The following is a 25794-nucleotide window of genomic DNA, read 5'->3' on the forward strand; positions in this document are numbered from 1 at the left end:
GATCCGCGAGCACACCCCAGCCGATCACGGTCAGTCACCAGACGCCGACGCCGAGGGCGACATGCGCCCGTGTTATCCATTGCGTTGGAGGCGTGAGGACGCCTCCTTGCGGCGTGCCAGTCGGTTTGTCCTCGAAGAAGGACCGATCAGCCGACCCCAGCATGGTGGTGCTCGACAGTCATCGGGTGGCCGCTGCCAGCCCCTGAACCGCGTCGATCACTCTGTCCACCACCTCGGTCACCGGCTTGGACGCGTCGATGATCGTCGCGCCGAGGCTTTCGTAGATCGCGCGCATCCGAGGATTCCACTTCAGGGCCGCTGCGAGCTCTTCGGGATGTTGACCGAATGCGTTCGCAGTGCGGGTCGCGAGCCGGTGACGGAGGGTGTCCTCGTCGATCACCAGACACACGATGACGTCGAAAAGATCGCGGACGTCTGCCTCGTTCTCCACCGACCCACACAAGAACGCGATTCGGCAACGAGACTCCTCGACGAGGGTCTCAACGCGCTCACGGACGATCGCCCACCCGTATCGGTCGAGCCAGCCCCCAGGAACCGGATACGGAGGATCCACCACAACCTCGCCATTGGCTCGGTCGACCCAGCGACTGAAGCCGTCCTCGTCGGCGTCGAGCGCAACATAGCCACGCGCTCGCAACACCCCGCAGACCGTGGACTTACCAGCCCCTGAATTACCCGTCACCCACACCAAAGTCACGCCGCCAGCCTAGACATGTCCACCCCGGACAGGGGGGGTGAAGCCGCAGTAAGTCGCCGACAAGACCGCGATCTGGCCAGCGGCATACGCCGCCACCCGGATGCCAGGCACCTCCACAACGGACCTGTGGGGCTGCCGCGCCCCCTGATGCCCCCGTGCTGTGCCCTGCGCCACACCGTCCCCTCGCCGCCTTGCCGTGGATCTCCGCCCTGAGCAATCTCATGTCAACTCCCACATTCCTCACGGAGGTTGACCGTGAATTGCCCGAGCTCCAACTGCGGCTCGTCAAACGTGCAACTGCTGTCGCTGTACCTGGACGGCCTGCCTGCGGGCGCGCCGAACCGGGAGCGCTTCGCCCGGCCTGCGCCTGCGGCCGGGAACCTGCTGCCCGCCCTCGGACTGGTCGTCCTGGGCGTGCTGCTGCTGGTGGGCGGGGAGATCCTGGCCGGTGTCGCCCTCCTGGGCGCAGGCGCGGTGTGGGGACTGGTAGCTCACCGCCGCAACCAGGAGGCGGAACGGGTACGGAGGAATTGGGAGAACACGAGGATCTGTCTGGCCTGCACGGAACGGTGGACGCCCTGAGCCGCTTGCCGCTTCGCCCGTCTCGAACCCCCGGTGCCGACCACGCTACGACCGTCACAGCCCGGTGACCGCCCGCTGCTTCTACCCCTGCGATGCCGGCCGACGGGTGGATGCTCGCCTCTGCGAACAACTCAGAGGGGGATCCGACGTTGACCGGGTTCCCGGCCGCGCTCGCGGGGATGGCTGTGCTGGGCGCACTGCCGGTGCCGGTCGTTGCGGCCCCGGCACCTGCTCGGCGAAAGTCTTGCGCGAACAAGAGCCCTCCGCGCAGACGAACCGGAGCACCCTCAAGGCCACCACGACGGACTTGCCGCCCCGTCGGTAGATCGTGAGGAAACCGCAGATAGGAGCCGTGCATTCGCCCCGACAAGTACCCGCAGCCAGGGCAGGTCGCCTGCCGAGCAGTGCCCGTTCGGGGACGGCGCGGGAGGTAAGCCGTCCGCGCCGTCGAAAGATTCTTCCGCTGGGACGACGGTTTTCTCTCCTCCCGCTGGTCTTGATTGGCGACCGAACCCGACCAGCACGTGGAGCCTCCGATGCCAGATCACCTTCAGACCGCCGTCGTCACCGGTGCGAGCCGCGGCTTCGGGCGCGCGATCGCCGCCGCGCTCGTGGCCCGTGGCACCCATGTCATCGGTATCGCCCGCAACGGACAGGAGCTGGACGCCGTACGCGGCGAGCTCGGCCCGATGTTCACGCCCGTCGTCGCCGATGCCGTCGGCGAAGCCCTCGCCGAGGAGGTGATCCGTGGCCACCGGCCCGGTCTGCTCGTGCTCAACGCCGGGGCAACGCCCCACATGGCGCCCGTGCATGAGCAGACCTGGGAGACCTTCAGCCGCAATTGGGAGGTCGACGCGCGGCACGTTTTCGCCTGGACCGGGGCTGCTCTGCGAGCGCCGCTGACTCCGGGCAGCGTCGTCCTCTCTATGTCCAGCGGAGCCGCGCTGGGTGGCTCCCCGCTCAGCGGCGGATACGCCAGTGCCAAGGCTGCCATCCGGTACCTGCGCCAGTACGGCGTCGAGGAGTCGCAGCGGGCCGGGCTGGGCATCCGGTTCGTCACACTCCTGCCGAACATGACTCCGGTCGGCGGGGTGGGCGACGCAGGGGTCACGGGCTACGCCGCGCGTGCCGGCGTAGCCCGTGAAACCTTCGTCGAAGGACGGCAGCCGATTCTCACCCTGGAACAGATCGGCAAGGCTGTGGTGGAGCTCGCCCAGGCCCCGGACAGCGGTCCGGAGTACCGGGTCGACGGCGCAGGGCTGAGTCCGATCGACTGATCCACGCTTACGGTGGCCCCGCCGCAGTCCGAGGAGAACCCATGATGCCGTCGAACGCCGAGTTCACCGCTCTGGCCGAGCAGTTCCGGCCAGAACTGCTCGCGCACTGCTACCGGCTCCTCGGCTCGATCCACGACGCCGAAGACCTGGTCCAGGAGACCTATCTACGGGCGTGGCGCGCGCTCGACGGCTTCGAAGGCCGTTCCTCGGTGCGGCGGTGGCTGTACAAGATCGCCACTATGGCCTGCCTGACGGCCTTGGAGACGCGATCCCGGCGGCCTCTTCCATCGGGACTGGGCGCGCCGTCGGACGATCACCGTGTGGCGGTGGCTCCCCGCGAGCCGGCAGTGCCCTGGCTCCAGCCGTCGCCGGACGCACGGTTCGGCGCCGGCGACCCCGCGGCGATCGTGGCCACGCGGACGGGAGTGCGCCTCGCGTTCATCGCCGCACTGCAGTTCCTGTCCGCCCGCCAGCGCGCCGTGCTGACCTTGCGCGACGTGCTCGGGTTCCGGACGGCCGAGGTGGCCGAGATCCTGGACACCACGACCGCTGCCGTGGACGGCGCGCTCCGCCGCGCCCGGGCCCGCCTGGCCGATGCCGGACCGGTCGCCGACGACCTGGCCGAGCCGGACGAGGAGACCCGGCGCGGCCTCCTCGACGACTATGTCGACGCTTTCACCCGCGCCGACCCCAACGCACTGGTGCACCTGCTGCGCGCCGACGTCGAGCTGGAGATGCCCCCGACCCCGACCTGGTTCACCGGCCGCCAGGCCGTCATCGGCTTCCTGTCCGCCCGCGTCCTGCGCCCGCACCTGTGGCGGCTGGCCCCCACCCGCGCCAACGGTCAGCCGGCCCTCGTCGTCCACAAGCACGCGGGCGGCGGGCGGTACGAACCGTACGGCATCCAGGTCCTGACCCAGCGCGCAGACCGCATCGCCCGAATCACCGCCTTCAACGACCCGTCCCTGGTCGCGGCCTTCGACCACCACCTCGAAACGCACTGACGCGCGACACTGGGTTCCCAAAGCCCAGGGCGTGGTATTTGTCGAGTCCCGGCTCTGGCATGCGGGCTGGCGGACCGGACAACCTCGAAGAACCACAGGGTGGAGTCGGCGGCCTGCATGGGGCCCTCCATCCATGCCTTGAAGCCCTCCTCGCCGCGCCAGCGGGCGTGGGGACCACGTGAAGAGCGCGGATCAGGAGCGGCGGCGGGTGGCCGGCGTTGATCCAGGCCAGCCGCCCGGTATCGAGGTCCAGGTGTGCGAAGACGCCGGTCAGCAGGCCGCCGGGCCGCCATCGGTGCAGGTCTGCGTCGATCCGGTCGGCGATGTCACTCAGGGTGCCGCCTGCGCGGCGGGTGGACCGGCAGCCGGCCAGAGCGACGGCGGAGGCCAGTCCCGCGGCCAGGTCGTGGCCCATGGCGTCGACCACGGTCAGGTGCACCCCGCGGGCGACCGGCGTGCCGTCGACCCGCCAGCGGCCTTTGCTGGAGATCCTGGCGCGCCGGGCGTCCCAGTAGCACAGCGCGCCGCCCGCAGTTCCGACGCCGGCCGCACCGCGGTACCCGCCGCATACGCTGCGCACCATGACCCGCTGCGGGAGGGCACTGGGCGTCATAGGCTGACCTTCAGGGGGCTGTGCCTTCGTGGAACGGGGCACGGCCGGAATGGCCTGGCGGCCATGCGGTGAAGTCCGTGGCAGGGAGTGAGAGGCCCGTGAACTCTCCGTACACCCTCGCGTTCGACAGCTCTGCCGAGGCCGGGACGAGCAGGCTCGGCGGCAAGTGCGCCGCGCTCATCGTGATGACCCGGGCCGGTGCTCCGGTGCCGCCCGGGTTCGTGGTGACCATGGATGCCTTCGAGGCGCTGCTCGACCGCGGCGGGTTGCGCCGGGCCGTCGACGCAGCCCTTGCCGGGCTCGCCGCCGATCCGGGTGCTGTGGCGGCGCGCGGCGCCGAGATCCGCTGCATGGTGACTGACCAGCCCGTGCCCTCACCGGTCGCGTCGGCGGTGACGACGGCGTACGAGGAGCTCTGCCGGGCCGTCGGCTGCCCGGACGTCGCGGTGGCCGTCCGGTCGAGCGCCGAACTGGAGGACCTGGCCGAGGCGAGCTGCGCCGGTCAGCACGACACGTTCCTGTGGATCCGGGGCGCCGACGCCGTGCTCGAGGCCGTCCGTCGTTGCTGGGCGAGCCTGTGGACCGACCGCGCAATCATCTACCGCGTGGCCCGGGGGCTGCCGCAGCGGGGGCTGCGCATGGCGGTCGCAGTGCAGCAGATGGTCGATGCCCGTACGTCCGGCGCCGCCGTGACCGTCAACCCGGCTGACGGCGACCCTTCGAAGATACGGGTGGAGGCGATCTGGGGACTGGGGCAGCTCATGGTGTCCGGCGAGGTGACCCCGGACGCCTACCTGGTGGACAAGGTACTGCTCAGGACGGTGCGGACGACGGTGTCGCCGAAGCACCAGGAACTGGTTCCCGCCCCCGACGGGCACGGGCTCGCACGGCGGGTGGTCGAGGAGGGCCGTCAGCAGGTCCCCTGCCTGACCCAGGAGGAGGTCGTGGAGATCGCCCGCCTGGCCAAGACCGCCGAGCGGCGATACGGCTGCTCGCAGGACATCGAGTGGGCCGTCGACAAGCACCCGAACGGCTCCACGGATGCGGGCGCCACCGTGAGACTGCTCCAGACGCGGCCCGAGACGGTCTGGAGCAGTCGGCCGAGGACACCTGCCCGGGCCAGCCACGGCGCGGGCGTCTCCAGCATCCTCGACACCCTCCTTCGCCCTGGGAGGTAGCCGATATGCCCCCTCGGCTCGGCCGCCGTCGAAAGACTCGTCCACGCCGGGTCGGCATCGCCCGCCGGCGAGCCCTGTAAGGAGCACGTCAAGATGACGGTCTCGCGCACAGCCTTCCCGAGCCCCTACGAGATGACCTCCCCCGCGGCCGCGGAGGGGTGGGAACGGTTGTACCCGTACTACACGCTCTTCCAGCCCTGGCGGCGCTCGGCCGAGGAGGAACGCTTCTGGTTCCGCGACAGCCAGCACTGGCCCACCGTGGTCAAGCCGTTCGAGACGGTCGTCCCCGAGTTCGCGTTCAAGTGCCTGGGTCAGTTCAACACCCGGCACTTCGTCGTACCGCCCGCGTACGGCGTCATGTTCCGCATCCACCAGGGCCATGTCTACCTGAGCCCGGTGGCCGCGCCGGAAAGCCGGATCCCTGCCCGAGCACAGCAGTTCCTGGACCGCGCCGGGTACTACTACGCGAACTGGGACAGGCTGCTGGAGAACTGGAAGGGCAAGGTCCTCGGCACCATCCGTGAACTGGAGTCGATCAGCTTCAGCGAACTGCCGGAGGTCCAGCCGTACGAGGACGTCGAAGCGGGTTCCGGCCTGGGCGCCGCCGATGGCCTGCTCGGCGGGTACGACCGGCTCCTCGCCCTTTGTCACCGCGCCTGGCAGTACCACTTCGAGTTCCTGAACCTCGGCTACGCGGCCTACCTGGACTTCTTCCACTTCTGCAAGCAACGGTTCCCGGACATCCCGGACCAGGGCATCGCGGCGATGGTCACGGGCGTGGACATGGAGCTGTTCAGGCCGGACGAGGAGCTCAGGAAACTGGCAAGGCTCGCTGTCGAACTGGGCGTCGACAGGGCACTGACCGTGCCCGACCCCGGCGCGCACACCCTGACCGCCCTCAGTCGCGAGCCGCGGGGCCGCGAGTGGCTCGAGGCCTGGAACGCCGCCCGCGATCCCTGGTTCAACTTCACCTCGGGCAATGGCCTCTACAGCGACGACCGGTACTGGAGGGACACTCCCTCGCTTCCCCTGGGGTATGTCCGCGACTACATCCTGCGCCTGCGGCGGGGTGAGGCCATCGACCGGCGCCTCGCCGAACTCGCCGCCGAGCGCGAGCGGATCACCTCCGAGTACGCCGCGCTGCTCGACGCCCCGGCACGTGCCGACTTCGAGGCGAAGCTGGGCCTCGCGCGCCAGGTCTACCCGTATGTGGAGAACCACAACTTCTACATCGAGCACTGGACGATGGGCGTCTTCTGGCGCAAGGCCAGGGAGCTGTCCGCCCTGCTGCACCGGGCGGGGTTCTGGCCCGGCGCGAACGACATGTTCTACCTCACGCGCGACGAAGTCCGGGCCGCGCTGTTCGACCACGCGTCCAGCTGGGCGATCGGCGTCGAGCCGGCCGGCCCCGGTCACTGGCCGGCGGAGGTGGAACGGCGACGCCGCATCGTGGCCGCGCTCGCACGGCAGCACCCGGAACCGGCGCTGAACGAACCGGCACAAGCCATCACCGAGCCGTTCAGCGTCATGCTGTGGGGCATCACCAGCGAGCGCATCCGGTCGTGGCTGGCAGTGTCGGGCGACCCGGGCGACCCGGGCGACCTGACCGGCATGGCCGCCTCGCCGGGCGTCGCCGAAGGCACGGCCCGGGTGATCCGCAGCCCCGACGAGCTGGACCTCCTCCAGGAGGGCGACATCCTGGTCGCCCCGGTCACCGCGCCCAGCTGGACGCCGGCCTTCGGGAAGGTCCGCGCGACCGTCACCGACATCGGGGGAGTCATGTCCCACGCCGCCATCGTCTGCCGTGAGTACTCCCTGCCCGCCGTCACCGGTACGGGCTCGGCGTCCACCCGCATCACGTCCGGCCGCCGGATCCGTGTGGACGGCACGGCCGGCACGGTCACCCTTCTCGACTGACCGGCCCCCACGACAGGAGACGTCATGACTTCCGACCGGCCGGCCCGCACTCCGCTGCCGACGCTGCCGCTGGCAGCCTCGGAGATCCCCCTGAGCGACCCCCTTCCCCGGCCCGTGCCGTTGACCGGCGTTCGGCGGGAGATATGGGACCGCGCCCTTCCCTACCTCGACGTGCGCGACAACGACGCCCATTCGCTGTACGCCTTCGCGCTGGCGACCGCGCTGCTGCACGCCCTGCCAGGGGCACGGGCGGACGTCGTGCTGCCCGCCGTCCTCCTGCACGACACCGGCTGGAAGACGGTGGACCCCGCGGACATTCTGCCCGCCATCGCCGGGCGGGCCGGACCTGCCGGGCAGGAGGCGATACGCAAGCACGAGACCGAGGGCGCCGCCATCGCCGCCCGCATCCTCGCCGAAGTCGGCTACCCCGCGCGGGACACCGAGCGGATCGTCACCATCATCGACGGGCACGACACCCGTAGGGATGCCCTCGACCTGGACGACGCCGTGGTGAAAGACGCCGACAAGCTGTGGCGGCTGACCCCGCACGGCCTGCGGACCGTCGGTGCGTGGTTCGCCCTGGACCCGGACCGGACACTGCGGTTCCTGGCGGCACGCACCTACGACCGGCTGCTCACCGAACCCGCCCGTGCCGTCGGTGCCGCATTCACCGTGCTGGCCCGCACCGACCTCAGCGTGCGGCGAAGCGGCCTGAACGCACCCTCACATAAAGAATGACTTATTTCGGTTGATTATGGATATTTACGGCGCAAGTCTTGACTGCATGGACGCCTATCCGCCACTCGGAGTGGTCGTGACCGACCGGCAGGGTCTGGTCATCGGGTGGACGCCCGGAGCGGAACGCCTGCTCGGTCACACCAGCGCCGAGGCCCGCGGCCGGTCCGTGGCGGAGCTGCTGGACGCCCCTCTACTCCCGGACGGGGAGCCTGCTCGAGGTGCAGGGGCTGCCGAGCACGGTGAGCGGCAGCCGGACCTGAGCGTACGCCACAAGGACGGCCATCGGCTGGCCGTGACCGTCTCCCGCTACCGCCTCGCCCCGGGGGCGGACAGCACCGGAGGAGAACCCGGCACCGTCCTGCTCATCGCCCCGCCGTCCGGGCCGGCGGCGGAACGACTGCGGCAGTCGCTGTCCGGCTGGGTTCTGCAGGACTCGCCCCTGGCCCTGACGGTGTACGACACCGAGCTGCGCAGCGTGTGGCGCAGCGCCGCGATGCACCACCTCAGCGGCCTGCCGGACGAGGAGCGATGCGGACACCGGCTGACGGAGATCTTCGCCGGCCCCGACGCGGTGGAGTGGGAGGAGCGGATGCGGCTGGCCATGGCCACGGGCGAAGAGCAGGTCAGCGAGCTCAAGGGCACCGGCCTGACCGGCCTCGGATCCCGTGTCTTCAGTGTCTCGGCGACGCCGCTGCGGGACGCGGAGGACCGTACCCTCGGAGTCTGTGCTCTCGTCAGTGACGTGACCGAGAAGCGCCGTGCCCGCGAGCGGCTCTCTCTGCTGAACGACGCGAGCCTGCACATCGGCAGCACCCTCGACATGGTACAGACCGCACGGGAGCTCACCGAGGTGTCCGTACCCAGGTTCACCGACTTCGCCCGCGTGGACCTGCTGGAAGTCATCCTCCAAGGCGACGAACCCCCTCCTGGGCCGCTGGCCGGCCCCGTGCGGCTGCGGCGCATCGCGGAACTGTACCTGTGCGAGGGGGTCACCACAGCACAGCACACCGTCGGCGAGACGGACGTCTACCTCGCGAACTCGCCGGCCGCCCTGTGCCTGGCCACCGGCCGGCCGACGCTGTACCGGGACAGCACCGCCCCGCCGATCCGCACCTACTACGAGATCGACGCGACCCCCGACCGGCGGGCGAGGGTCCGGCGGATGGGCCCGCACTCATGGATCATCGTGCCGGTGAAGGCCAGGGGCACGACCCTCGGCGTGGTGTGGTTCACCCGCATGCGGGAGACTCCGGAGAGCTTCGACGAGGACGACCTTCCCCTCGCCGAGGACCTGGTGGCAAGGGCGGCGGTCTGCCTGGACAACGCCCGGCGCTTCACCCGCGAACGCGCCGCAGCTCTCACTCTGCAGCGCAGCCTGCTGCCGCAGCGGATGCCGGGGCAGTCGGCGGTGGAAGCCGCCTTCCGCTACCTCCCCGCCGAACAGCGTTCCGGGGTGGGCGGCGACTGGTTCGACGTGATCCCGCTCTCCGGAGCCAGGGTCGCGCTGGTGGTCGGCGACGTGGTCGGCCACGGCATCCACGCGGCCGCCACGATGGGCCGGCTGCGCGCCGCCGTACAAACCCTCGCCGATGTCGACCTCGCTCCCGACGAACTGCTCACCCGCCTCGACGACCTGGTCCTCCGGCTGTCGGCGGAGTCCGGGGCCGACACGGAGCCGCCGGGGGCGGAGGCCGCCGGGGACATCGGGGCCACCTGCCTGTACGCCGTGTACGACCCGGTCTCCAGGCGCTGCTCCATGGCGCTTGCCGGCCACCCGCCGCCCGCCGTCGTCGGTCCGGACGGCACCGCTGAGTTCCTGGACGTCCCCGTGGGGCCGCCACTCGGACTGGGCGGGCTGCCGTTCGAATCGATGGACTTCACCCTCCAGGAAGGCAGCCTGCTCGCCCTTTACACCGACGGCTTGATCCATTCCGGCCACCGCGACCTCGGGGAGGGGCTTGAGGCCCTGCGGGAGGCGCTGGCCGTTCCGACGGGCACCCTGGACTCCCTGTGCGACCACGTCGTACACAAGCTGCTGCCCGAGGGCCCCGCCGACGATGCGGCCCTGCTCCTGGTGCGGCCCCGGGCCCTGGACGCGCGCAGGGTCGCCGTGTGGGACGTGGAGCCCGACCCCGCCAAGGTGGCGCGGATACGGTCGAACGCCGCCCGTGCCCTGGCCGAGTGGGGGCTGGAAGAAGCCGCGTTCGTCACCGAACTGGTGGTCAGTGAACTGGTCACCAACGCCATCAAGTATGGCGGCCCGCCGATCCAGTTGCGGCTCATCCACGACCGCGGGCTGATCTGCGAGGTCTCCGACTCCAGCAACACCGCACCGCATCTGCGCCGGGCCCGGGTGTTCGACGAGGGCGGTCGGGGGCTGTTGCTGGTCGCGCAGCTCACGGAGCGCTGGGGCGCCCGGCAGACGGCGGCCGGCAAGACGATCTGGTGTGAGCAATCCCTGGCCGCGGCCGGCGGCCCGCTCCTCTCCCTGGAGGGAACTGCCGCCATTTGACGCTCTCCCTCCTGAAGGAGGGAGATTCTTACGGCTCGCGCCATGAGACTTCCTGCTTCGTCGCCGACTGCCCGCCCGGAGTTCTCCGTTGAGGTCTTACACCAGCTGCACAGGCCGACACCGCCCGTCCGGCGGCCAGCAGGTTCCGTGCGGCGTTCACGTCCCGGTCGTGGGTCGTGCCGCACTCGCACGTCCAGGTGCGCACGTGCAGCGGCATCTTGTCGGCCAAGGTGCCGCAGACGGAGCACAACTTGGAGGAGGGGAAGAAGCGGTCCACCGCGATCACTTCCCGCCCGTACCAGGCCGCCTTGTACTCCAGAAGGCTCCGGAACTCCGCCCATGCCGCGTCACTGATGGCGCGGGCGAGTTTTCGGTTCTTGACCATGTTGCGCACGGTCAGGTCCTCGATCACGATCGTTTGGTTCTCACGAACGAGTCGGGTGGTCAGCTTGTGCAGGCCGTCACGGCTGCGGTCGGTAATCCGGGCGTGGATCTTCGCGACCCTCTCTCGGGCCTTGCGCCGATTGGCCCCATCACCCTTGGCCTTGCGGGCAAGCTCCCGCCGGGACTTGGCCAGACGGGTACGGTCACGGCGCTCGTGCCGGGGGTTGGCGACTTTCTCTCCGGTGGAGAGGGTCAGGAGGTGGTCCGGTCCGACATCGACGCCGACCGCCGCGTCCGTGGCCGGGAGCGGCCTGACGGTCGCATCCTCGCACAGCATCGAGACGAACCAGCGCCCGGCGCTGTCCTGCGACACGGTCACGGTGGACGGCTTCGCCCCCTCGGGGAGCGGACGCGACCACACGATGTCGAGTGGGCCGGTCATCTTCGCCAGGGTCAGCCTGCCGTCCCTAAACCGGAAGCCGGAGGCGGTGTACTCGGCGGACTTCCGGGACTTCTTACGCGACTTGAAGCGCGGGTACTTGGCCCGCTTGCCGAAGAAGTGCGTGAACGCGGTCTGCAAGTTCCGCAAGCACTGCTGCAACGGCACCGACGACACGTCATTGAGGAACGCCAGTTCCTCGGTCTTCTTCCACGCCGTCAGCATCGCCGAGGTGGCGTTGTAGTTGACCCGCTCCTGACGCGCCCACGCCTCCGTCCGGGCCGCGAGCGCCTTGTTGTAGACCTTCCGTACGCGCCCGAACGTGCGCGAAAGCTCGGCCGCCTGCGCTTCGGTCGGGTAGAAGCGGTACTTGAAAGCCCGCTTCACGCACGTTGTGGTCACACTCACAAACTAGTGAGGCTATACGTGAAGATCGAACCTGCCGGTCAGAGCACTGCGATCCGCCCTGGCGGCCAATCGCAGCCCCTTGCCCTGCTCCGCAGGAGTCCGTTTCCTCTCCGCCCTGAAGGACGGAGTATCCACGGAGGAAACCCGATGACCGCGCAGACCCACCCCGTCGACCACGAACTCATCCAGGCCGCGGCGCACATCGCGCGCACTCGCTGCCGCGGCGACAACCACACCATGGCGGCCGCGGCCCGCGCCCGGGACGGCCGGATCGTCACGGCGGTGAACGCCTACCACTTCACGGGAGGCCCCTGCGCCGAGCTGGTCGTCATTGGCGCGGCAGCCGCGCAGGGCGCCTACGAGCTGGACACGATTGTCGCCGTCGGCGACCGCAACCGGGGGGTTGTTCCCCCGTGCGGCCGGTGCCGTCAGGTCCTTCTCGACTACTTTCCCGCCCTCAAGGTCATCGTCGGCGAAGACGATCGCCTCCGAACTGTCCTTGTCACCGACTTGCTGCCCGAAAGCTACGTCTGGGCCGACCACCAGCTCGAAGCCGAGTAGACCGCGCCACTCAGTACGAGCTGGCACCGTCGGCCGGCAACGGCGCGAACGTTGCTTGATGCGCGGCACCGATGGTTGCTGCCCGGAGATGGAGTCCTGCGAGGTGGCTTTCGGGTGTCTTGTCGTGGCGGGTCGCGACGCCTCGCCAGTCCTTCATCCTGTTGATGGCCCGCGTGACCGTGTTGCGGTCACGGTAGAGATCAGCGTCGTGGGTGACGGGCCTGCCGCCCCGGCTTCCTTTCTTCGTGCGGTTGGCGGCCTGGTCCTTGTTCACCGGGATGACCGCCTTAATACGGCGTTTGCGCAGGTGGGCCCGGTTGAAGTGAGAGGAGTGAGCCTTATCGCCAGCGGCGGGCCGGGTGCGCGGACGACCGACGGGCAGGCGGACCCGCACCCGGCTCAGGACCGGGATGAGCTGGGGGCTGTCGGCGGCCTGCCCGGCGGTCAGAAGGAGCGCCATCGGCCGGCAGCGCGGGTCGGCGGCCGAGTGGATCTTGCTGGTCAGCCCGCCGCGGGACCGCCCGAGTAGAGCAGATTTCAGCCGGGCCCTGCGTCTGCGGCGGATACGTCGGCGTTCGGCACGGACCGGATCGCTTTCCGTGTCCTGTCCGCCTTGTTCCTCGCGCGCTCCCCTTTTTGCAAGGCTGCCTCCTCCAACGCGGCCAAGGTCTCTTCGCTGACCCGCATGCCGGCCGCGTCGTGATGCGCCCGCGTAGTCGTGGAGTCCACGCCGACCAGGGACATGTCGTCTCGTCCCTGCGGGCGGCCTCGGCGATCGCCTCGTCCAGCAGGGTCTGAAAGACGCCCGCGTCCCGCCAGCGCATGAAGCGGTTGTAGACCGCCTGCCAGGCACCGAACCGCTCGGGCATCTCCCGCCACCGGCTGCCGGTACGGAACCGCCAGATCACCCCCTCGAACCGCTCACGCAGCCGCTCCGGGTACGGGCCGAACCTGCCGACCGGCAGGAACGGCCCGATGAACTCCCATTCACCGTCGGTTAGTTGCGCACGCGTCACGCCACAGTCCTACCGGACCGACACCCCACCCCGGGCCTGATCACAACCACAGGCAGCCCATAGATCAAATGCCCTCTGAGAGAGGGTGTCGGCCGCCCCGGACCGGCACTCCGGCGGCTGCGCCTGTCCTTGGCGTGCCGCTGGAGAGCTGCCGCGTATCGTCGTCCGTTGTCCGGCCTGTCACCCACATCCGCGGTGGTGGCGGGCCGCCGTACTGCCTGGTGGGCGTCGTGGAGTCTGGATCGAGGAATGCGCTTCCCGCCTGTGCGTCGGTGGCGACGCACACATCGTCGGCGTCGTAGGCGGATCGCTTGCCCTGACTCGCGCGGGGCAAGCCCCACGGATCATTCCCTGAAGCCGAATCGGTGGGCTTACAGGGCGAGATCGGTGAGGACCAGCACGCGTTCGTAGGTGTAGTCATCCATGGCGAACTTCACTCCCTCTCGGCCGACACCTGACTGCTTGACGCCGCCGTAGGGCATCTGGTCGGCGCGGTAGGAGGGGACATCACCGACTACGACACCGCCGACCTCCAGAGCCCGGTGGGCCCGGAATGCCGCCTGTAGGTCGTGGGTGAACACGCCCGTCTGCAGGCCGTACTTGGAGTCGTTCACTGCCGCGAAAGCCTCGGCTTCGCCGGAGACCTTGAGCACCGTGAGAACTGGTCCGAAGACCTCCTCGCAGGCCAGTGTTGTGTCAGCCGGAACATCCGCGAGAACCGTAGGCGCATACGAGGCGCCATCGCGCTTGCCACCCGTGTAGAGGGTGGCACCGGAGACGACGGCTTCGTCGACCCAGGACTCGACGCGGCACGCGGCGTCCTCGCTGACGAGCGGGCCCACATCGGTCCTGTCGTCCGAGGGATCCCCGGTGATCTGCGATTCAACTGCCGCGACGATACGGGGGAGCAGCCGGTCGTACACCGCGGCGTCGGCTATGACGCGCTGCACGGAGATGCAGGACTGTCCGCCCTGGTAGTTGGAGAACGTGGCGATCCGGTCGGCGGCATAGGCGAGGTCTTCGTCGCTGGCGAAGTCGCCCAGTACGACGGCCGCACCGTTCCCGCCGAGTTCCAGCGTGCAGTGCTTCCTGGGTACCGAGTCCATGATCGCGTAGCCGACCCTCTCGGAACCGGTGAACGAGATGACGGGCAAGCGCTCGTCCTGCACCAGGTCAGGCATTCGGTCGTTGGCGACCGGCAGAATGCTCCACGCGCCTCCTGGCAGTTCCGTCTCGGCGAGCAGGTCCCCGAGAACCAGGGCGGACAGGGGAGTGTTCGGCGCCGGCTTCAGGATGATCGGGGCGCCGGCCGCGATGGCAGGGGCGACCTTGTGAGCGCACTGATTGAGCGGGAAGTTGAAGGGTGTGATACCCAGCACCACCCCCTTGGGGAAGCGGCGGGTGAGCGCGAGACGGCCCTGGCCTGCTGCGTCAGTGTCCAGTCGCTGAGCCTCGCCGCTGTTGAAGCGGCGGGCCTCCTCGGCGGCGAACCGGAACACGGACACCGAGCGGCGCACCTCGCCGCGGGCCCACTTGATCGGTTTGCCGTTCTCTGCGGAGATGAGCTGTGCGATCTCTTCGGTACGCTCCACGAGTCGCTTGCTCACGTGGTCGAGAGCAGCGGCACGCAGGTGGGCGGGGGTTGCTGCGAACTCCTCGCGAGCGGCGTATGCGGCGGCCACCGCCTCCTCGACCTGATCATCGGTCGGCATGCTGAGCTCGCCGACCACTTGGCCGGTCCAGGGCGAGGTCACGGCCAGTCTGGTCTCGCCGCTGGCCTGGCGGCCGGCGAGCCAGAAGGCGCGGGGGGAAGTCATGTCCGGTCACGGCCCTAACGTTCGGGGTGTGCTGACGTGTGTCCGTCAGCGGGTCCCACCGTAGGACCGTCCCGGCCAGGGGCGACTTGTACAAAAGGTAGCGATGTCTGATCTGCGGACGCCGGAAGGCCGGTTCCCTTCCGGCCGCTTCTTTCGCTACTCCCCGTGCTCCCGGTACCGCGGTAGGCGTGCCGTTGCCCCTGGAAGCCGGTGCTGTCTGCAGGCCGGCGGGTCAGGTGCCCGCAGCCTTGGTCGCAGAAAGGAATTCGTCGACGCTGAGAGTCGCGTGCGATATGAGCGGATACCGCAGGATCATGGCGTCGTATGCAGGGCGTCCGCCGAAGGCTGCTGTCGCGTCCGTGAAGGTCGTGACGTGAAAGCCGTGTTCCATGCAACTGCGGGCGGTCGATTCCACACACATAGTTCCGACCATGCCGGCGACGGCGATGTACTCGCATCGTGCTGCCGCATCTGTACTTCGAGGTCCGTATTGGCCAGAACGTCGATGTTCTTGTGAGGGGCGATGACAATCTCGCCGTCGGCGGGGGCGAGGTCCGGGTGGAAGTCTGCTCCCCAGCTCCCTTCCACGAACAGGCGGTTGTCGAACATTTCGTGGTGAACGCCTGAGATGTGCTTCCAGGTCGTGTAGTCGGTTTCCGTGTACGACATGGGGGCATGGAATATTGGGAAACCTTGCTCTCGGGCCCCCGCGAGGAGAGTCTTGAGGTTTTCGAGGGTGCCGATTCGCTCGAATTCCTCCTTGTAGACCCTGTATGCCTTCCCGTCTTCGGAGAATACGTCGTTGACGGTGTCTATGAGCAGCAGTCCTACGCGTCCCCGTTCGTACGACAGAGCGTTCATCGTGACCTCCCTTGCCGCTTTGCTTGTATAGATACTAAGACGAGGCATCTGGGCGCGCGCTGACAGCCAGACCGTCCTTGAAATGCTGAGGCCCGTCTTTCACGAGATTTTTGTGAGGTCTTGATCATCGTGGACGGGGCAGGGCCCGAATGGTGCTGACTCCATGCGGTAAGGCCCGTGCAGAGGTGCCTGGCGCGCTGCGTGCGCAGCTGATTTCGGTGAGGCATCAGTTGCACGCGCGCCTGCCAGCGAGAGCGTCGCCTCGCGTGGGGTGCGTGCGGAAGCGATGATCGCTGGGGAGACGCACGGCAGCACCCGGGCAGGGTGGTCACGGAACGGAGTATGTCTTTGACCGGCCGCAAGTATCTGGTGGCGCCGAATCTCTTCGGCATCAGTTTTGGTGTGGCAGGGCTGGCTCAAGCGTGGACAGTGGCGCACAGCGTGGTGCGCACGCCTGAATGGCCGGGAATCGTTCTGTGGTTGGGTGCCGGTCTTCTGTGGCTCCTGACAACGGTGGCCTACGTGGTGAATGTCAGCTCTCGGGGACATCTGGGGACAGAGTTCACGCATCCGGTTACTGGTCCGTTCATTTCGCTGGTGCCGATTGTTCCCATGCTCCTCGGTGTCGCGTTGAGGCCGTACGCGGACACAGTCGGTAAATACATCTATCTCGTCGCATTTGCCGTCACGGTTATTCTAGGGGGATTGCTGACCGGTGCGTGGATTCGCGTCGAAATGAAACTTGTGGACTGGCATCCGGGCTATTTTCTGCCTACCGTGGCCGGCGGTCTGCTGGCGGCGGGTGGGGCAGCAGCATTCGGCTGGGTGAGGCTTTCCGAGCTCATGTTCGGGTTCGGGTTCATCTGCTGGGTCGTCCTCGGCTCGATTCTTCTCCTCAGATTGTTCACGCAGCCCGCGCTGCCGAACCGGCTGCTGCCCGTCATCGCCATTGAGCTCGCTCCGCCTGTCGTGGCCGGGAACGTCTGGTTTGCGATGAACGGAGGAAGAGCGGATTTCGTGGCGAGCGGGCTGGCAGGCTACGCGCTGCTCATGGCACTCGTGCAGATTTCGATGATTCCCTCATATCGGACGGCTCCTTTCGGGCCGCCCTACTGGGCGTTCGCTTTCACCTATGTCGCCGCTGTCACGGATGTGATTCTCTGGCTGAGAGCCGAGGATGTCGATCATTCGAAGGTGATCGTGTACGTTCTCCTCGCACTCTCCACCATGGGCTATGCAGCACTTGCTGCACGCACGGTCAAGGGCATGGTTCAAGGCACTTTTCTTCCCGAGTATCCCGCTGCGCCGGCCCGGCCGGGCTCCGGTGGGGCGGACCGACAGGAGGACGCGGAGTGATGAAGGCGCTCGGCTCGCGCCTGCGGCCGTACCGTAAACCGGGTGGAGGCGTCACACGAGCGAAGTCCTGCTTCCTGGGGTCGCCGGTTGTCCGCCGCACCAGTCCGCCAGCGCATGGCGGGTTGCGTCGATGCGACGTTCAGGCGACTCGTCCGAGACAGCCCACGCGATGTAGGCGTCCGGCCGGACCAGCACACTCTTTTTCGTCGAGCCTCGTGCGGACACGATCTCCACTTCGTCGGACCACTCGCTGATCAGCGAGGAGAGATGAGGGGAGTCATTGGGGATGACAAGCACGAACCGCCGGGCACGAAGTGCCTCGTACAGTCGACGCCCGTCGCTCAGAGGGACATCGGGTGCCCGCTTTCCGGCGAGGGGATGTGCGTCGGCCGCGGAGGCGTATGAAATGTCGAGTCCCGAAATCGCCCCGGCCAGCCGTCGGGCCACCCAAGGGGTCTTGAGTACCGTACGTGCTGAGAAATCACGAACTCCGCACAGTGCTCGCGGCGTGGTCAGGACTCCGCGCAGCAGTGCACCGCTCATCCGCAGGACCCTGCGTCCCACAGGGTGCCGTTCATTCTCATAGCTGTCGAGCAGCGAGTCCGGTGCGCGGCCTCGTTGAACAGCTGTCAGCTTCCAGCTGAGGTTTGCGGAGTCCTGGAGGCTGGTGTTGAGGCCCATACCGCCGGCAGGGGAGTGGACATGTGCGGCGTCACCGACGAGGAACACCCGGCCCACCCGGTAGCGAGGCGATTGGCGCTCGTCGCTGTGGAATCGTGAGAGCCAGCGTGGGTCGTGCATGGCAAAGTCACTGCCCAGTGCCCGGCGGGCAACTTCACGGATTTCTTCCAGGTCGACCGGCGCATCGTCCGGCATCGGGTGACGGCGGTTCCACGCCATAACCCTGAACCAAGTGTCACCGAAGGGCACGACAATGGCGAAGGCATCTCCGATCGCTCCCACGGTGGGTGGTTTCGTCGGTGGTTCAGCCAGGCGCACGTCGGCAAGCATCATCGAGCGAACCGCGGATCGGCCCGGGAAGGGAAGGCCGAGTGAGCGGCGCACGCAACTGTTGCGCCCGTCTGCGCCGACCACGAAGTCCGCACGCAGGCTTCGCTCAGCTCCGTCTGGCGCTCGCACCGCTACGTCGACGCCGGTTTCGTCCTGCTGGACACCGGTTGCTTCGTGGCCCCGCATGATGGTCACGCCGTGCGCCTGGGCACGAGACAGGAGCAGGCGCTCAGTGTTGTACTGCGGGGTCACCAGCACATGAGGGTAGCGACTCGGCAGCCGAGACAGATCGATCCGCAAGAACTGCAGAACCGGGTTGCGGATCCCGGTCAGCAACAGTTCGTCGGCGAGGCCTCGGGCGTCCAATTGCTCCATTGTCCGTGCGTGCACGGCAAATGCACGCGTAAGCTTCGACTCCCCTTCTCGCCGTTCTACGACGGTGCAGCGAAGCCCTGCTTCGGCCAAGTCACCCGCGAGCAACAACCCCGCTGGACCGGCTCCGACAACCAGTACGTCGATGTCTGAACCCATACTTTTCCTCCGCGTGCCCCCAAGCGAGCAGCACGCCAGGTGATCACCGGCTGTCCAGGTCAGCTGATCCTGTTACGAATTGCCTTGTTTTCGTCCGCCTTCCCACGCCTGCCCGGGCGGATATCACGCACCCTCAACCGCACCTGATTCCCTGACCCCAATGTGGCACCACGATCACTCGAAACTCGCGGATCAGCGCATCACGAGAAAGCGGATCGGGTGGTGAACGTGTTTCCGTCGACACGAGACGGCGGGGATATCTGACAGGTCCCAGAGCCCACCCATTCGGCTCGGCCTGGAGCGGGGCGGTCATGGAAACGCCGATGACGCCTTACAGTCCACCATGCGCAGCGTGCTTCCGCATCTTGTCAGGCGTTGCCAGTCCGCTCACATTCGGTGCGGTGCTTTCCAGCGCGCTGAAACGATGCCTCGTGATTATGGTGACCTCAGCGCCTTCTCCTGTCACAGCCCGGGCGGCGTGAAACAGGGAGCGGCGAGCGAGCTGCGAGAGGAACGCACACCATGCCCTTCGCCACTGCCAAGGACGGCACTCAGATCTTCTACAAGGACTGGGGATCTGGCCAACCCGTTGTCTTTTCCCACGGCTGGCCCCTCACGGCCGACGCCTGGGACCCCCAGATGAAGCTCATGGCGGACAACGGATTCCGCGCCATCGCCCACGACCGACGAGGCGGCGGCCGCTCAGGACAGACCTGGGACGGCAACAACCTCGACACCTACGCCGACGACCTGGCCGCTGTCATCGAAGCCGAAGACCTCCACGACGTCATCCTGGTCGGCCACTCCACCGGCGGCGGCGAAGTCACTCGCTACATCGGCCGACACGGCACGGCCCGTGTCGCCAAACTGGTCCTGCTCGGCGCGATCCCCCCGCTCATGCTCAAGACGGAAACCAACCCCGAAGGTCTGCCGATCGAGGTGTTCGACGAGATCCGTCAAGGTGTGCTTACAGACCGCTCCCAGTACTACAAGGACCTCAGTGCCCCGTTCTACGGCGCAAACCGTGAGGGATCGACCGTCACCCAGGGAACGCGTGACGAGTTCTGGCTCTGGAGCATGACAGTCGGAATCAAGGGCGCCTACGACTGCGTCAAGGCGTTTTCGGAAACGGACACGACCGAGGACCTGAAGAAGGTCGACGTGCCGACACTGATCGTGCACGGCGACGACGACCAGATCGTGCCCATCGTCGCCGCCGGGGAAAAATCATCCAAGATCGTCAAGGGCGCGCAGTACAAGGTCTACGAGGGCGCACCGCACGGCCTCGCGATGGTGCCCAAGTACGCCGAGACCTTCAACAAGGACCTGCTTGAGTTCGCGCGCAGTTAGCGCCGAGACGCAGGGGGCGTCTGCCGCCCGCGGTGCTCACCAAACACCGCGTGGCGGCGGCACCGTGATCGACCTGCGTCTGTACCTGCCGACGTCCTGGCTGGCGCATCGGGATCGGTAGAGGGGGGCCGGCACCGACGACACGGCCGCTTCTCCACGAGCTGGCGCACGGACCTGGGGCGGGCCGTGCGGTACCAGATGGTGCATGCGCCCACCTGGAATGTCAGCCGAGGAGCTTGAGCGCGGCGTGGGCAATCTGCTGAAGAGCCGCGTCGTCCATGTCCGTCTTGGCGAGGAACTCGATGCCCTGCATCACGGCAAGGATCAGGCGCCCGAGTTCCTGGGGGTCGGCGCTCGGTTTGATGGATCCGTCTTGCTGGGCTTCCTTCACGCATGCGATCAGAAGGTCTTCGACCTCCTGGTACGTGGTTCTGGATCGTGAGACGACATCGGGCTCGTTGCTGTGCAGCTCGGACGTGCTGTTGACCAGGAGACATCCGCGCCGCAGCGGGTCTTCCGCAAATCCCTTGGCTACGCCCTCCACGAGGAGAGTCAGGCGTTCGACGGCGGCACCGGGACCGGCGAGTATCGCCCGGATGCTGTTCAGCTGCTCGGTGCGGTAGCTGTCAAGCACGTGCAAGAACAGCTGCCGCTTGTCACCGAAGGCGCCGTACAGGCTTCCCTTGCCCAGCCCGGTGGCATCCGTCAGATCCTGCAGCGACGTAGCCCCGTAGCCCTGATTCCAGAACTGCTCGCGTACGGACTCCAGGACCTGGTTTTCGTCGAACTTTCGAGGCCGTCCCATGAGGAGAGCCTACGCCCTTCTTGACTCATCGGTCCAGATCTATCGGTGCTGAGGCCATCAGGTGATCAGTCGGGTGCGCAGCTGGTCGGGCTCCCGGGGCGGGGGTGGCGAAGAGGCTCGCGCGATTCCGAGCCTGCCATCGCCTGCGACAGCCCCCAGGGGGGCGGGTCGCGCGCCGGCCTGCCTTGCCGTTCAGTGTGGGGCTGCCTCAGGACTGAGAGCGCCCGTCTGCGGCCGCCTCTGTGCGGCCATCGCCCGCGGGGGCGAGTGGTGTACCTCGCACTGCCGTTTTTGCCCGTACGGTCCATAACGAAGTTCTTTACCGTATAGTCCATAACTGGGCCTGCCTAGCGTGCGGGCTGTGACGTGCTAGCGGCGCTTGGTGCACGGACGACGTCCGCGCCGAACAGGAGTAATGATCATGGGACAGCTTGACGGAAAGACGGCCGTCGTCACCGGAGGCAACAGCGGAATCGGCCTGGCCACTGCCAAGCGGTTCGCGCGCGAAGGCGCCCACGTGTTCATCACCGGGCGCCGGCAGGAGGCCCTCGACGCCGCCCTGGCCGAGATCGGCCACGGGGCCACCGCGGTAAGGGGCGATGTCGCCGACCTCGGAGACATCGACCGCCTCTACGCGGCCGTCGCCGAGCGGGGGCAGAGCATCGACGTGCTGTTCGCCAATGCAGGTGGCGGCGAATTCGCTGCTCTCGAACAGGTCACCGAGGAGCACTTCGACGCGACGTTCAACACCAACGTCAGGGGGATGCTCTTCACCGTCCAGAAGGCAATTCCGTTCCTCAGCGACGGCGCGTCGGTGATCCTGACCGGATCGACCGCGGCCACTTCGGGCGAGGCCGCCTTCGGCGTGTACGCCGCATCCAAGGCCGCCGTCCGTTCCTTCTCCCGCACCTGGGCCAACGAACTCAGGGGCCGGGCCATCCGGGTGAACACCCTGGTACCCGGGCCGATCGTCACACCGGGCATCAATGGACTGGCTGCCGACGCCACCGAGGCCGCCAGAATGCGGGACGTCTTCGCGAGCAAGGTGCCACTGGGCCGGATGGGACACCCCGACGAGGCCGCTGCCGCCGCTCTGTTCCTCGCCAGCAGCGAAAGCAGCTTCGTCACCGGATCGGAGTTGTTCGTGGACGGCGGACTCAACCAGATCTGATCGCATCACTGGCGGTCCGCTCGGTTCTGCTGAAGGATCGCGCCCTGTTCCCGGGCTGTGATCGTCGGTTTGAGCAACACGCACTCCTCATCAGTAGACTGCTCGAATAGGGTCCCCCCTCCGTTCCTGCATTCTCGGCATGAGTGTGACAGCAGTCCGCCAGGACGGGAATCACTGTTACGACCACGAACGGCCGTGACGGTGACCTGCGCGACATTATCGTCCATTCGTTTCATATGTCTGTGGATCGATGGCGAGACTGCGGCTCATATGTCGCAATATGCGGCCTCCAAACCTCGCACCTATTCGGACGACGGCGCACGGGCTACGGCCCCTCGCGACGAATCTGGGTTCATGGCCACCCGCGAGATTGCCGAGAAGTTTGCCGGCCTGCTTGGCGCGGAAGCCACTGATGCCACGGCGAAGGCCGTTGGACTGATGAACTCCATCGGGACGGGATGGCGCACGACGCCGTGCGGGGGGCGACTACGTCTATACCGAAACCGCAACCCAAAAGGAAGCACTGAAATGAGCAACAATATCCATGCAATGGTCGCAAACGTTGAGGTGGATGACCTTGACACCGCGATCCCGCTCTACCAGGAACTGACCGGAGAAACGGAAGTCCGTCGATTCCCCTACCGTGAGCTTGAGTTGGCACTGGTAGGACCATTCCTGCTCTACTCCGGCCCCCTTGAGAAGTATGTCTCGCAGAACGGAACCGTCATCGTCGGCTCCCTGGCCCCCGTTCTTGAGGCTCTCGGCAAGGCGAACGCCGAAATCCTTGAAGCTCCCAACGAAGTACCCAACGGCACCAGAGTCGTTGCTCGCCACCCGGACGGTTCCGTCTTCGAATACATGCAGCTCCGCGCCTGAGCCCTGTGCGCGCAGCACCGCGGTCCACTACTGCTGCGCAGCCTGCCCGCTATGGGCTGCCTGTGGTTGTGATCAGGCCCGGGGTGGGGTGTCGGTCCGGTAGGACTGTGGCGTGACGCGTGCGCAACTAACCGACGGTGAATGGGAGTTCATCGGGCCGTTCCTGCCGGTCGGCAGGTTCGGCCCGTACCCGGAGCGGCTGCGTGAGCGGTTCGAGGGGGTGATCTGGCGGTTCCGTACCGGCAGCCGGTGGCGGGAGATGCCCGAGTGGTTCGGTGCCTGGCAGGCGGTCTACAACCGCTTCATGCGCTGGCGGGACGCGGGCGTCTTTCGGACCCTGCTGGACGAGGCGATCGCCGAGGCCGCCGCAGGGACGAGACGACATGTCCCTGGTCGGCGTGCACTCCACGACTACGCGGGCGCATCACGACGCGGCCGGCATGCGGGTCAGCGAAGAGACCTTGGCCGCGTTGGAGGAGGCAGCCTCGCAAAAAGGGGAGCGCGCGAGGAACAAGGCGATCTCGCTCTCGCCGGTCGCCCGCACCAGCCGCGTGACGATGGCGTTCGCCTCGGCTGCGTCCGCCGCCCAGTGGACCGTGCCGCCGGCGGCGGTCACCGTCTCCTCCAGCCGCAGGAGATGGCGGTCGAGGTGGCGCAGGGTGCGGCGCTTGACGGCAGCCGCCCTCTCCCGCAGGTCCTCCCAGTCGTCGAGCTCGGCGGTGACCGCCAGCCGCCTGTCCCGGATGGTGCCGGTGGCCCGGCGCAGGTTCGCGCGCAGCCGGGTGTCGGCGAGCGCGGCGCGTGCCGCCTCGGGGAAGGACGGGGTGCCCAGCCATACGACGTTGTCGGCGCCGCTCACCGTAGGTTCCCTTCGGTGGAGGCCAGGATCTCGGCCAGGTGCATGGTGCCGACGCCGGTCCGCAGCCGGGACAGGCCGCCGCCGATGTCGGTGAGGCAGGAGTTGTCGCCCGCGCACAGGTATGCGGCGCCGGTGTCCAGGACATGGCGCATCTTGTCGGCCAGCATCGCGCTGGACACGTCCGGGTTCTTCGGCGCGAAGATGCCGCCGAAGCCCGCAGCAGGACTCGGCGGCGGGCAGTTCGACGAGGTCGATGCCCTTCACCACGCGCAAGCGCAAGCACGCTTCGGCGAGGCGTTCGGTCGTTGGCAGGCCCCTGGCCCCTCCCCGCCGGACTGGGCTGTGCCGCCGGCTGGGCCTGGCTGGAGCAGGGCCGGTGGGCCGAGGCCCGCTCGTGCGCTCGACGCGACGGTCTTTGCGCTGCGCTGCCCTGCTCGGCGAGCCGCCCGGCGCACGCCGGGACGCCGAACAGGCGCTGCCCAAGCTGGGCGTCACCGCCCATCACGGCTCCGCGACGTGGCGGACGACACCCTGCCGGGCACCGGCGCTCGGGGCTGACCGTCACGGGTCTCGGTGCCAGATCAGGCACCAGTAGCCACCGGCCTGTCCGGTGCCCACCGACGTCAGGCCGTTCGGGATCAGCGCCGGATCCGGCCGGCCGAAAGCCGACAGGGAGCAGGCAGGGTCCCCGACCACCCCGGCGGCCGCCATACGCCTGGCGGCAGCCGTCGCCGCCGGGCTCGTGTACCAAAGTGTCGAGCCCGGCCTCGGCAGCGACGTCGCGGGCGACGGAGGAGGCAGTGTCGACGGCACTCTCGGAGGCCGTGTCGCGGGCGGTGTCGCAGGCAGTGTCGACGGCGGTCTCGGAAGCGGCGTCGCGGGCGATGCCGGGGGCGGTGTCGCAGGCGGCGTGGACGGCACGCTCGGGGGCCCCGTCGGTGTCACTGGCGAGATCGGCGGCACTGGTGACACTGGTGACACCCGGATGGCCGTCGGCGGGGTCGTCACCGGCGGCTCGGCCACCGCGGACCGTGCCGGAGTCGGCACCGGCTTCGGCGGCGTCGGCTTCGGTGGGAGCTGCGGGGCGGCTGTCGTCCTGCCCTGTGTCGGCTGGGGTCGCTTGCTGGACGGCGCCGGTTGCCGGGGAGGGCTGCTGGACGGAGTGGGGATGGGCGTCGGTGTTCGGGGCGGCGTGGGCAGTGTGAGTCCCGACGGCGTCGGCCGGGGCGTGCCGTGTTCCTGCGTCACCAAGGCCCAGATGCCGATGCCACCGAAGATGAGCACGGCTGCACCGCCCGCGATCCACGGGGCACGCCGGGATGGGCGCCGGTGACGGTTCATGGTTCCTACTGTCCGAAAGCGACAGCAGTGTTGCCACTCGTGCTGCGTTCGACCGTTCGGGTGGCGCAGGGACAGGACCTCCGGAGCAGGCCCGCGTTCGAACCGGTCGCCCGGTGAATCGGATATACGTGTGGCGCTCACTCACGCTTCGGCACCAAGGGCCCGGCGAGCGTTCCGGCGCTCGCCGGGCCGGGCCCCTCACACCTGCTCACCCCGTTCCACACAGGCGGCTCAGGCCCGGGACGTCACCGGCACGAACGAACTGTCCTGCCCGGACAGTCCACACGCTCGGCGACGGTGTCCGCGCGGGCCAGCAGCGGGTCCATGCCTTCAGCTGCACAGAACCGCAGGTGGTCCTCGACCGCCCGTCCGTACGCGTCGACCGTGTTGGGTGCTCGCCCGATGTTGAGAACCGACCCCGCCCCAGCCGACTGGACCCCTACAGGCCCTGCCTGGAGCGGCGGTTCAC

The 25794-nt window shown here is 68.1% G+C and carries 20 protein-coding genes and 4 pseudogenes; 14 read left to right on the forward strand and 10 right to left on the reverse strand.

Annotation, left to right across the window (positions count from 1 at the left end):
* Window positions 1-178: 178 nt before the first annotated feature.
* Window positions 179-718, reverse strand: coding sequence for an AAA family ATPase (locus ACFY0P_RS46475; protein WP_388928409.1), 540 nt, complete (start codon window positions 716-718; stop codon window positions 179-181).
* 255 nt (window positions 719-973) lie between these two features.
* Between ACFY0P_RS46475 and ACFY0P_RS46480 the strand changes: the two genes are divergently transcribed.
* The 3 genes from ACFY0P_RS46480 (at window position 974) to ACFY0P_RS46490 (ending at window position 3581) form a co-directional block, all read left to right on the forward strand.
* On the forward strand, window positions 974-1300 hold the full coding sequence (locus ACFY0P_RS46480; RefSeq protein WP_388928411.1) for a hypothetical protein: 327 nt from the start codon (window positions 974-976) through the stop codon (window positions 1298-1300).
* A 536-nt stretch (window positions 1301-1836) separates the two neighbouring features.
* A complete protein-coding gene (locus ACFY0P_RS46485) occupies window positions 1837-2577 on the forward strand; it encodes an SDR family oxidoreductase (protein WP_388928413.1) in 741 nt (246 codons plus the stop codon).
* A gap of 41 nt (window positions 2578-2618) precedes the next feature.
* The gene (locus tag ACFY0P_RS46490) at window positions 2619-3581 is read left to right on the forward strand and encodes an RNA polymerase subunit sigma-70 (RefSeq protein WP_388928415.1); all 963 of its coding nucleotides are present in this window, start codon (window positions 2619-2621) and stop codon (window positions 3579-3581) included.
* Here the strand turns inward: ACFY0P_RS46490 and ACFY0P_RS46495 are convergent.
* Complete coding sequence (locus tag ACFY0P_RS46495) at window positions 3529-4194, reverse strand: PP2C family protein-serine/threonine phosphatase (RefSeq protein ID WP_388928417.1); 666 nt, start codon at window positions 4192-4194, stop codon at window positions 3529-3531. The genes ACFY0P_RS46490 and ACFY0P_RS46495 overlap by 53 nt on opposite strands.
* Window positions 4195-4292: 98 nt before the next feature.
* On the opposite strand from ACFY0P_RS46495, the gene ACFY0P_RS46500 reads away from it, so the two are divergent.
* From ACFY0P_RS46500 to ACFY0P_RS46515, 4 genes are all read left to right on the forward strand, one after another.
* Complete coding sequence (locus ACFY0P_RS46500; protein ID WP_388928419.1) at window positions 4293-5372, forward strand: PEP/pyruvate-binding domain-containing protein; 1080 nt, start codon at window positions 4293-4295, stop codon at window positions 5370-5372.
* A gap of 93 nt (window positions 5373-5465) precedes the next feature.
* The gene (locus ACFY0P_RS46505) at window positions 5466-7289 is read left to right on the forward strand and encodes a PEP-utilizing enzyme (protein WP_388928421.1); all 1824 of its coding nucleotides are present in this window, start codon (window positions 5466-5468) and stop codon (window positions 7287-7289) included.
* Between the two features lie 24 nt (window positions 7290-7313).
* A complete protein-coding gene (locus tag ACFY0P_RS46510; RefSeq protein WP_388928423.1) occupies window positions 7314-8027 on the forward strand; it encodes an HD domain-containing protein in 714 nt (237 codons plus the stop codon).
* 46 nt (window positions 8028-8073) lie between these two features.
* Window positions 8074-10539, forward strand: coding sequence for a SpoIIE family protein phosphatase (locus tag ACFY0P_RS46515; RefSeq protein WP_388928425.1), 2466 nt, complete (start codon window positions 8074-8076; stop codon window positions 10537-10539).
* A 28-nt stretch (window positions 10540-10567) separates the two neighbouring features.
* Here the strand turns inward: ACFY0P_RS46515 and ACFY0P_RS46520 are convergent, their stop codons facing one another.
* A complete protein-coding gene (locus tag ACFY0P_RS46520) occupies window positions 10568-11764 on the reverse strand; it encodes an RNA-guided endonuclease InsQ/TnpB family protein (protein ID WP_388928427.1) in 1197 nt (398 codons plus the stop codon).
* Between the two features lie 153 nt (window positions 11765-11917).
* Here ACFY0P_RS46520 and ACFY0P_RS46525 point away from each other — a divergent pair, with 153 nt between their 5' ends.
* On the forward strand, window positions 11918-12331 hold the full coding sequence (locus ACFY0P_RS46525) for a cytidine deaminase (RefSeq protein ID WP_388928429.1): 414 nt from the start codon (window positions 11918-11920) through the stop codon (window positions 12329-12331).
* A gap of 10 nt (window positions 12332-12341) precedes the next feature.
* Here the strand turns inward: ACFY0P_RS46525 and ACFY0P_RS46530 are convergent.
* The 3 genes and pseudogenes from ACFY0P_RS46530 to ACFY0P_RS46540 form a co-directional block, all read right to left on the reverse strand.
* Window positions 12342-13347 (reverse strand): annotated as a pseudogene (locus ACFY0P_RS46530) (IS5 family transposase).
* Between the two features lie 371 nt (window positions 13348-13718).
* The gene (locus ACFY0P_RS46535) at window positions 13719-15164 is read right to left on the reverse strand and encodes an aldehyde dehydrogenase family protein (protein WP_388928431.1); all 1446 of its coding nucleotides are present in this window, start codon (window positions 15162-15164) and stop codon (window positions 13719-13721) included.
* 232 nt (window positions 15165-15396) lie between these two features.
* A pseudogene (locus ACFY0P_RS46540) lies at window positions 15397-16073 on the reverse strand (cysteine hydrolase family protein).
* 300 nt (window positions 16074-16373) lie between these two features.
* On the opposite strand from ACFY0P_RS46540, the gene ACFY0P_RS46545 reads away from it, so the two are divergent.
* Window positions 16374-17381 (forward strand): TDT family transporter, encoded by a 1008-nt coding sequence (locus ACFY0P_RS46545; RefSeq protein ID WP_388928433.1) that lies wholly within the window; start codon window positions 16374-16376, stop codon window positions 17379-17381.
* Window positions 17382-17432: 51 nt separating this feature from the next.
* On the opposite strand, the gene ACFY0P_RS46550 is transcribed toward ACFY0P_RS46545, so the two are convergent.
* A complete protein-coding gene (locus ACFY0P_RS46550; protein ID WP_388928435.1) occupies window positions 17433-18923 on the reverse strand; it encodes an FAD-dependent monooxygenase in 1491 nt (496 codons plus the stop codon).
* A 522-nt stretch (window positions 18924-19445) separates the two neighbouring features.
* Between ACFY0P_RS46550 and ACFY0P_RS46555 the strand changes: the two genes are divergently transcribed.
* A complete protein-coding gene (locus ACFY0P_RS46555) occupies window positions 19446-20273 on the forward strand; it encodes an alpha/beta fold hydrolase (RefSeq protein ID WP_388928437.1) in 828 nt (275 codons plus the stop codon).
* A gap of 223 nt (window positions 20274-20496) precedes the next feature.
* On the opposite strand, the gene ACFY0P_RS46560 is transcribed toward ACFY0P_RS46555, so the two are convergent.
* Complete coding sequence (locus ACFY0P_RS46560; protein ID WP_388928439.1) at window positions 20497-21078, reverse strand: TetR/AcrR family transcriptional regulator; 582 nt, start codon at window positions 21076-21078, stop codon at window positions 20497-20499.
* Window positions 21079-21499: 421 nt separating this feature from the next.
* Between ACFY0P_RS46560 and ACFY0P_RS46565 the strand changes: the two genes are divergently transcribed.
* From ACFY0P_RS46565 to ACFY0P_RS46575, 3 genes and pseudogenes are all read left to right on the forward strand, one after another.
* Window positions 21500-22249, forward strand: coding sequence for an SDR family oxidoreductase (locus ACFY0P_RS46565; RefSeq protein WP_388928441.1), 750 nt, complete (start codon window positions 21500-21502; stop codon window positions 22247-22249).
* 354 nt (window positions 22250-22603) lie between these two features.
* On the forward strand, window positions 22604-23125 hold the full coding sequence (locus ACFY0P_RS46570; protein ID WP_388928443.1) for a VOC family protein: 522 nt from the start codon (window positions 22604-22606) through the stop codon (window positions 23123-23125).
* A 112-nt stretch (window positions 23126-23237) separates the two neighbouring features.
* A pseudogene (locus tag ACFY0P_RS46575) lies at window positions 23238-23453 on the forward strand (transposase); the annotation flags it as partial.
* 189 nt (window positions 23454-23642) lie between these two features.
* Here ACFY0P_RS46575 and ACFY0P_RS46580 read toward each other — a convergent pair.
* Together ACFY0P_RS46580 and ACFY0P_RS46585 are read right to left on the reverse strand one after the other, a co-directional pair.
* Window positions 23643-23984 (reverse strand): annotated as a pseudogene (locus ACFY0P_RS46580) ((4Fe-4S)-binding protein); the annotation flags it as partial.
* Window positions 23981-24163 carry a hypothetical protein gene (locus tag ACFY0P_RS46585; RefSeq protein ID WP_388928445.1) on the reverse strand — a complete coding sequence of 61 codons (183 nt, stop codon included), beginning with the start codon at window positions 24161-24163 and terminating at the stop codon, window positions 23981-23983. The pseudogene ACFY0P_RS46580 and the gene ACFY0P_RS46585, both read right to left, overlap by 4 nt.
* 431 nt (window positions 24164-24594) lie before the next feature.
* Here ACFY0P_RS46585 and ACFY0P_RS46590 point away from each other — a divergent pair, with 431 nt between their 5' ends.
* The gene (locus tag ACFY0P_RS46590) at window positions 24595-25317 is read left to right on the forward strand and encodes a hypothetical protein (RefSeq protein ID WP_388928447.1); all 723 of its coding nucleotides are present in this window, start codon (window positions 24595-24597) and stop codon (window positions 25315-25317) included.
* Window positions 25318-25794: the final 477 nt, after the last annotated feature.

Source organism: Streptomyces sp. NPDC001714 (assembly GCF_042892755.1).
Classification (GTDB): Bacteria; Actinomycetota; Actinomycetes; order Streptomycetales; family Streptomycetaceae; genus Streptomyces.

Excerpts from the sequence above, each read along its gene's own strand:
- ACFY0P_RS46510 (WP_388928423.1), top strand. The coding sequence starts at position 7,314 with ATGACTTCCGACCGGCCGGCCCGCACTCCGCTGCCGACGCTGCCGCTG.
- ACFY0P_RS46560 (WP_388928439.1), bottom strand. The coding sequence starts at position 21,078 with ATGGGACGGCCTCGAAAGTTCGACGAAAACCAGGTCCTGGAGTCCGTA.
- ACFY0P_RS46525 (WP_388928429.1), top strand. The coding sequence starts at position 11,918 with ATGACCGCGCAGACCCACCCCGTCGACCACGAACTCATCCAGGCCGCG.
- ACFY0P_RS46565 (WP_388928441.1), top strand. The coding sequence starts at position 21,500 with ATGGGACAGCTTGACGGAAAGACGGCCGTCGTCACCGGAGGCAACAGC.
- ACFY0P_RS46535 (WP_388928431.1), bottom strand. The coding sequence starts at position 15,164 with ATGACTTCCCCCCGCGCCTTCTGGCTCGCCGGCCGCCAGGCCAGCGGC.
- ACFY0P_RS46570 (WP_388928443.1), top strand. The coding sequence starts at position 22,604 with ATGGCCACCCGCGAGATTGCCGAGAAGTTTGCCGGCCTGCTTGGCGCG.
- ACFY0P_RS46515 (WP_388928425.1), top strand. The coding sequence starts at position 8,074 with ATGGACGCCTATCCGCCACTCGGAGTGGTCGTGACCGACCGGCAGGGT.
- ACFY0P_RS46495 (WP_388928417.1), bottom strand. The coding sequence starts at position 4,194 with ATGACGCCCAGTGCCCTCCCGCAGCGGGTCATGGTGCGCAGCGTATGC.
- ACFY0P_RS46555 (WP_388928437.1), top strand. The coding sequence starts at position 19,446 with ATGCCCTTCGCCACTGCCAAGGACGGCACTCAGATCTTCTACAAGGAC.
- ACFY0P_RS46550 (WP_388928435.1), bottom strand. The coding sequence starts at position 18,923 with ATGGGTTCAGACATCGACGTACTGGTTGTCGGAGCCGGTCCAGCGGGG.
- ACFY0P_RS46505 (WP_388928421.1), top strand. The coding sequence starts at position 5,466 with ATGACGGTCTCGCGCACAGCCTTCCCGAGCCCCTACGAGATGACCTCC.
- ACFY0P_RS46485 (WP_388928413.1), top strand. The coding sequence starts at position 1,837 with ATGCCAGATCACCTTCAGACCGCCGTCGTCACCGGTGCGAGCCGCGGC.
- ACFY0P_RS46490 (WP_388928415.1), top strand. The coding sequence starts at position 2,619 with ATGATGCCGTCGAACGCCGAGTTCACCGCTCTGGCCGAGCAGTTCCGG.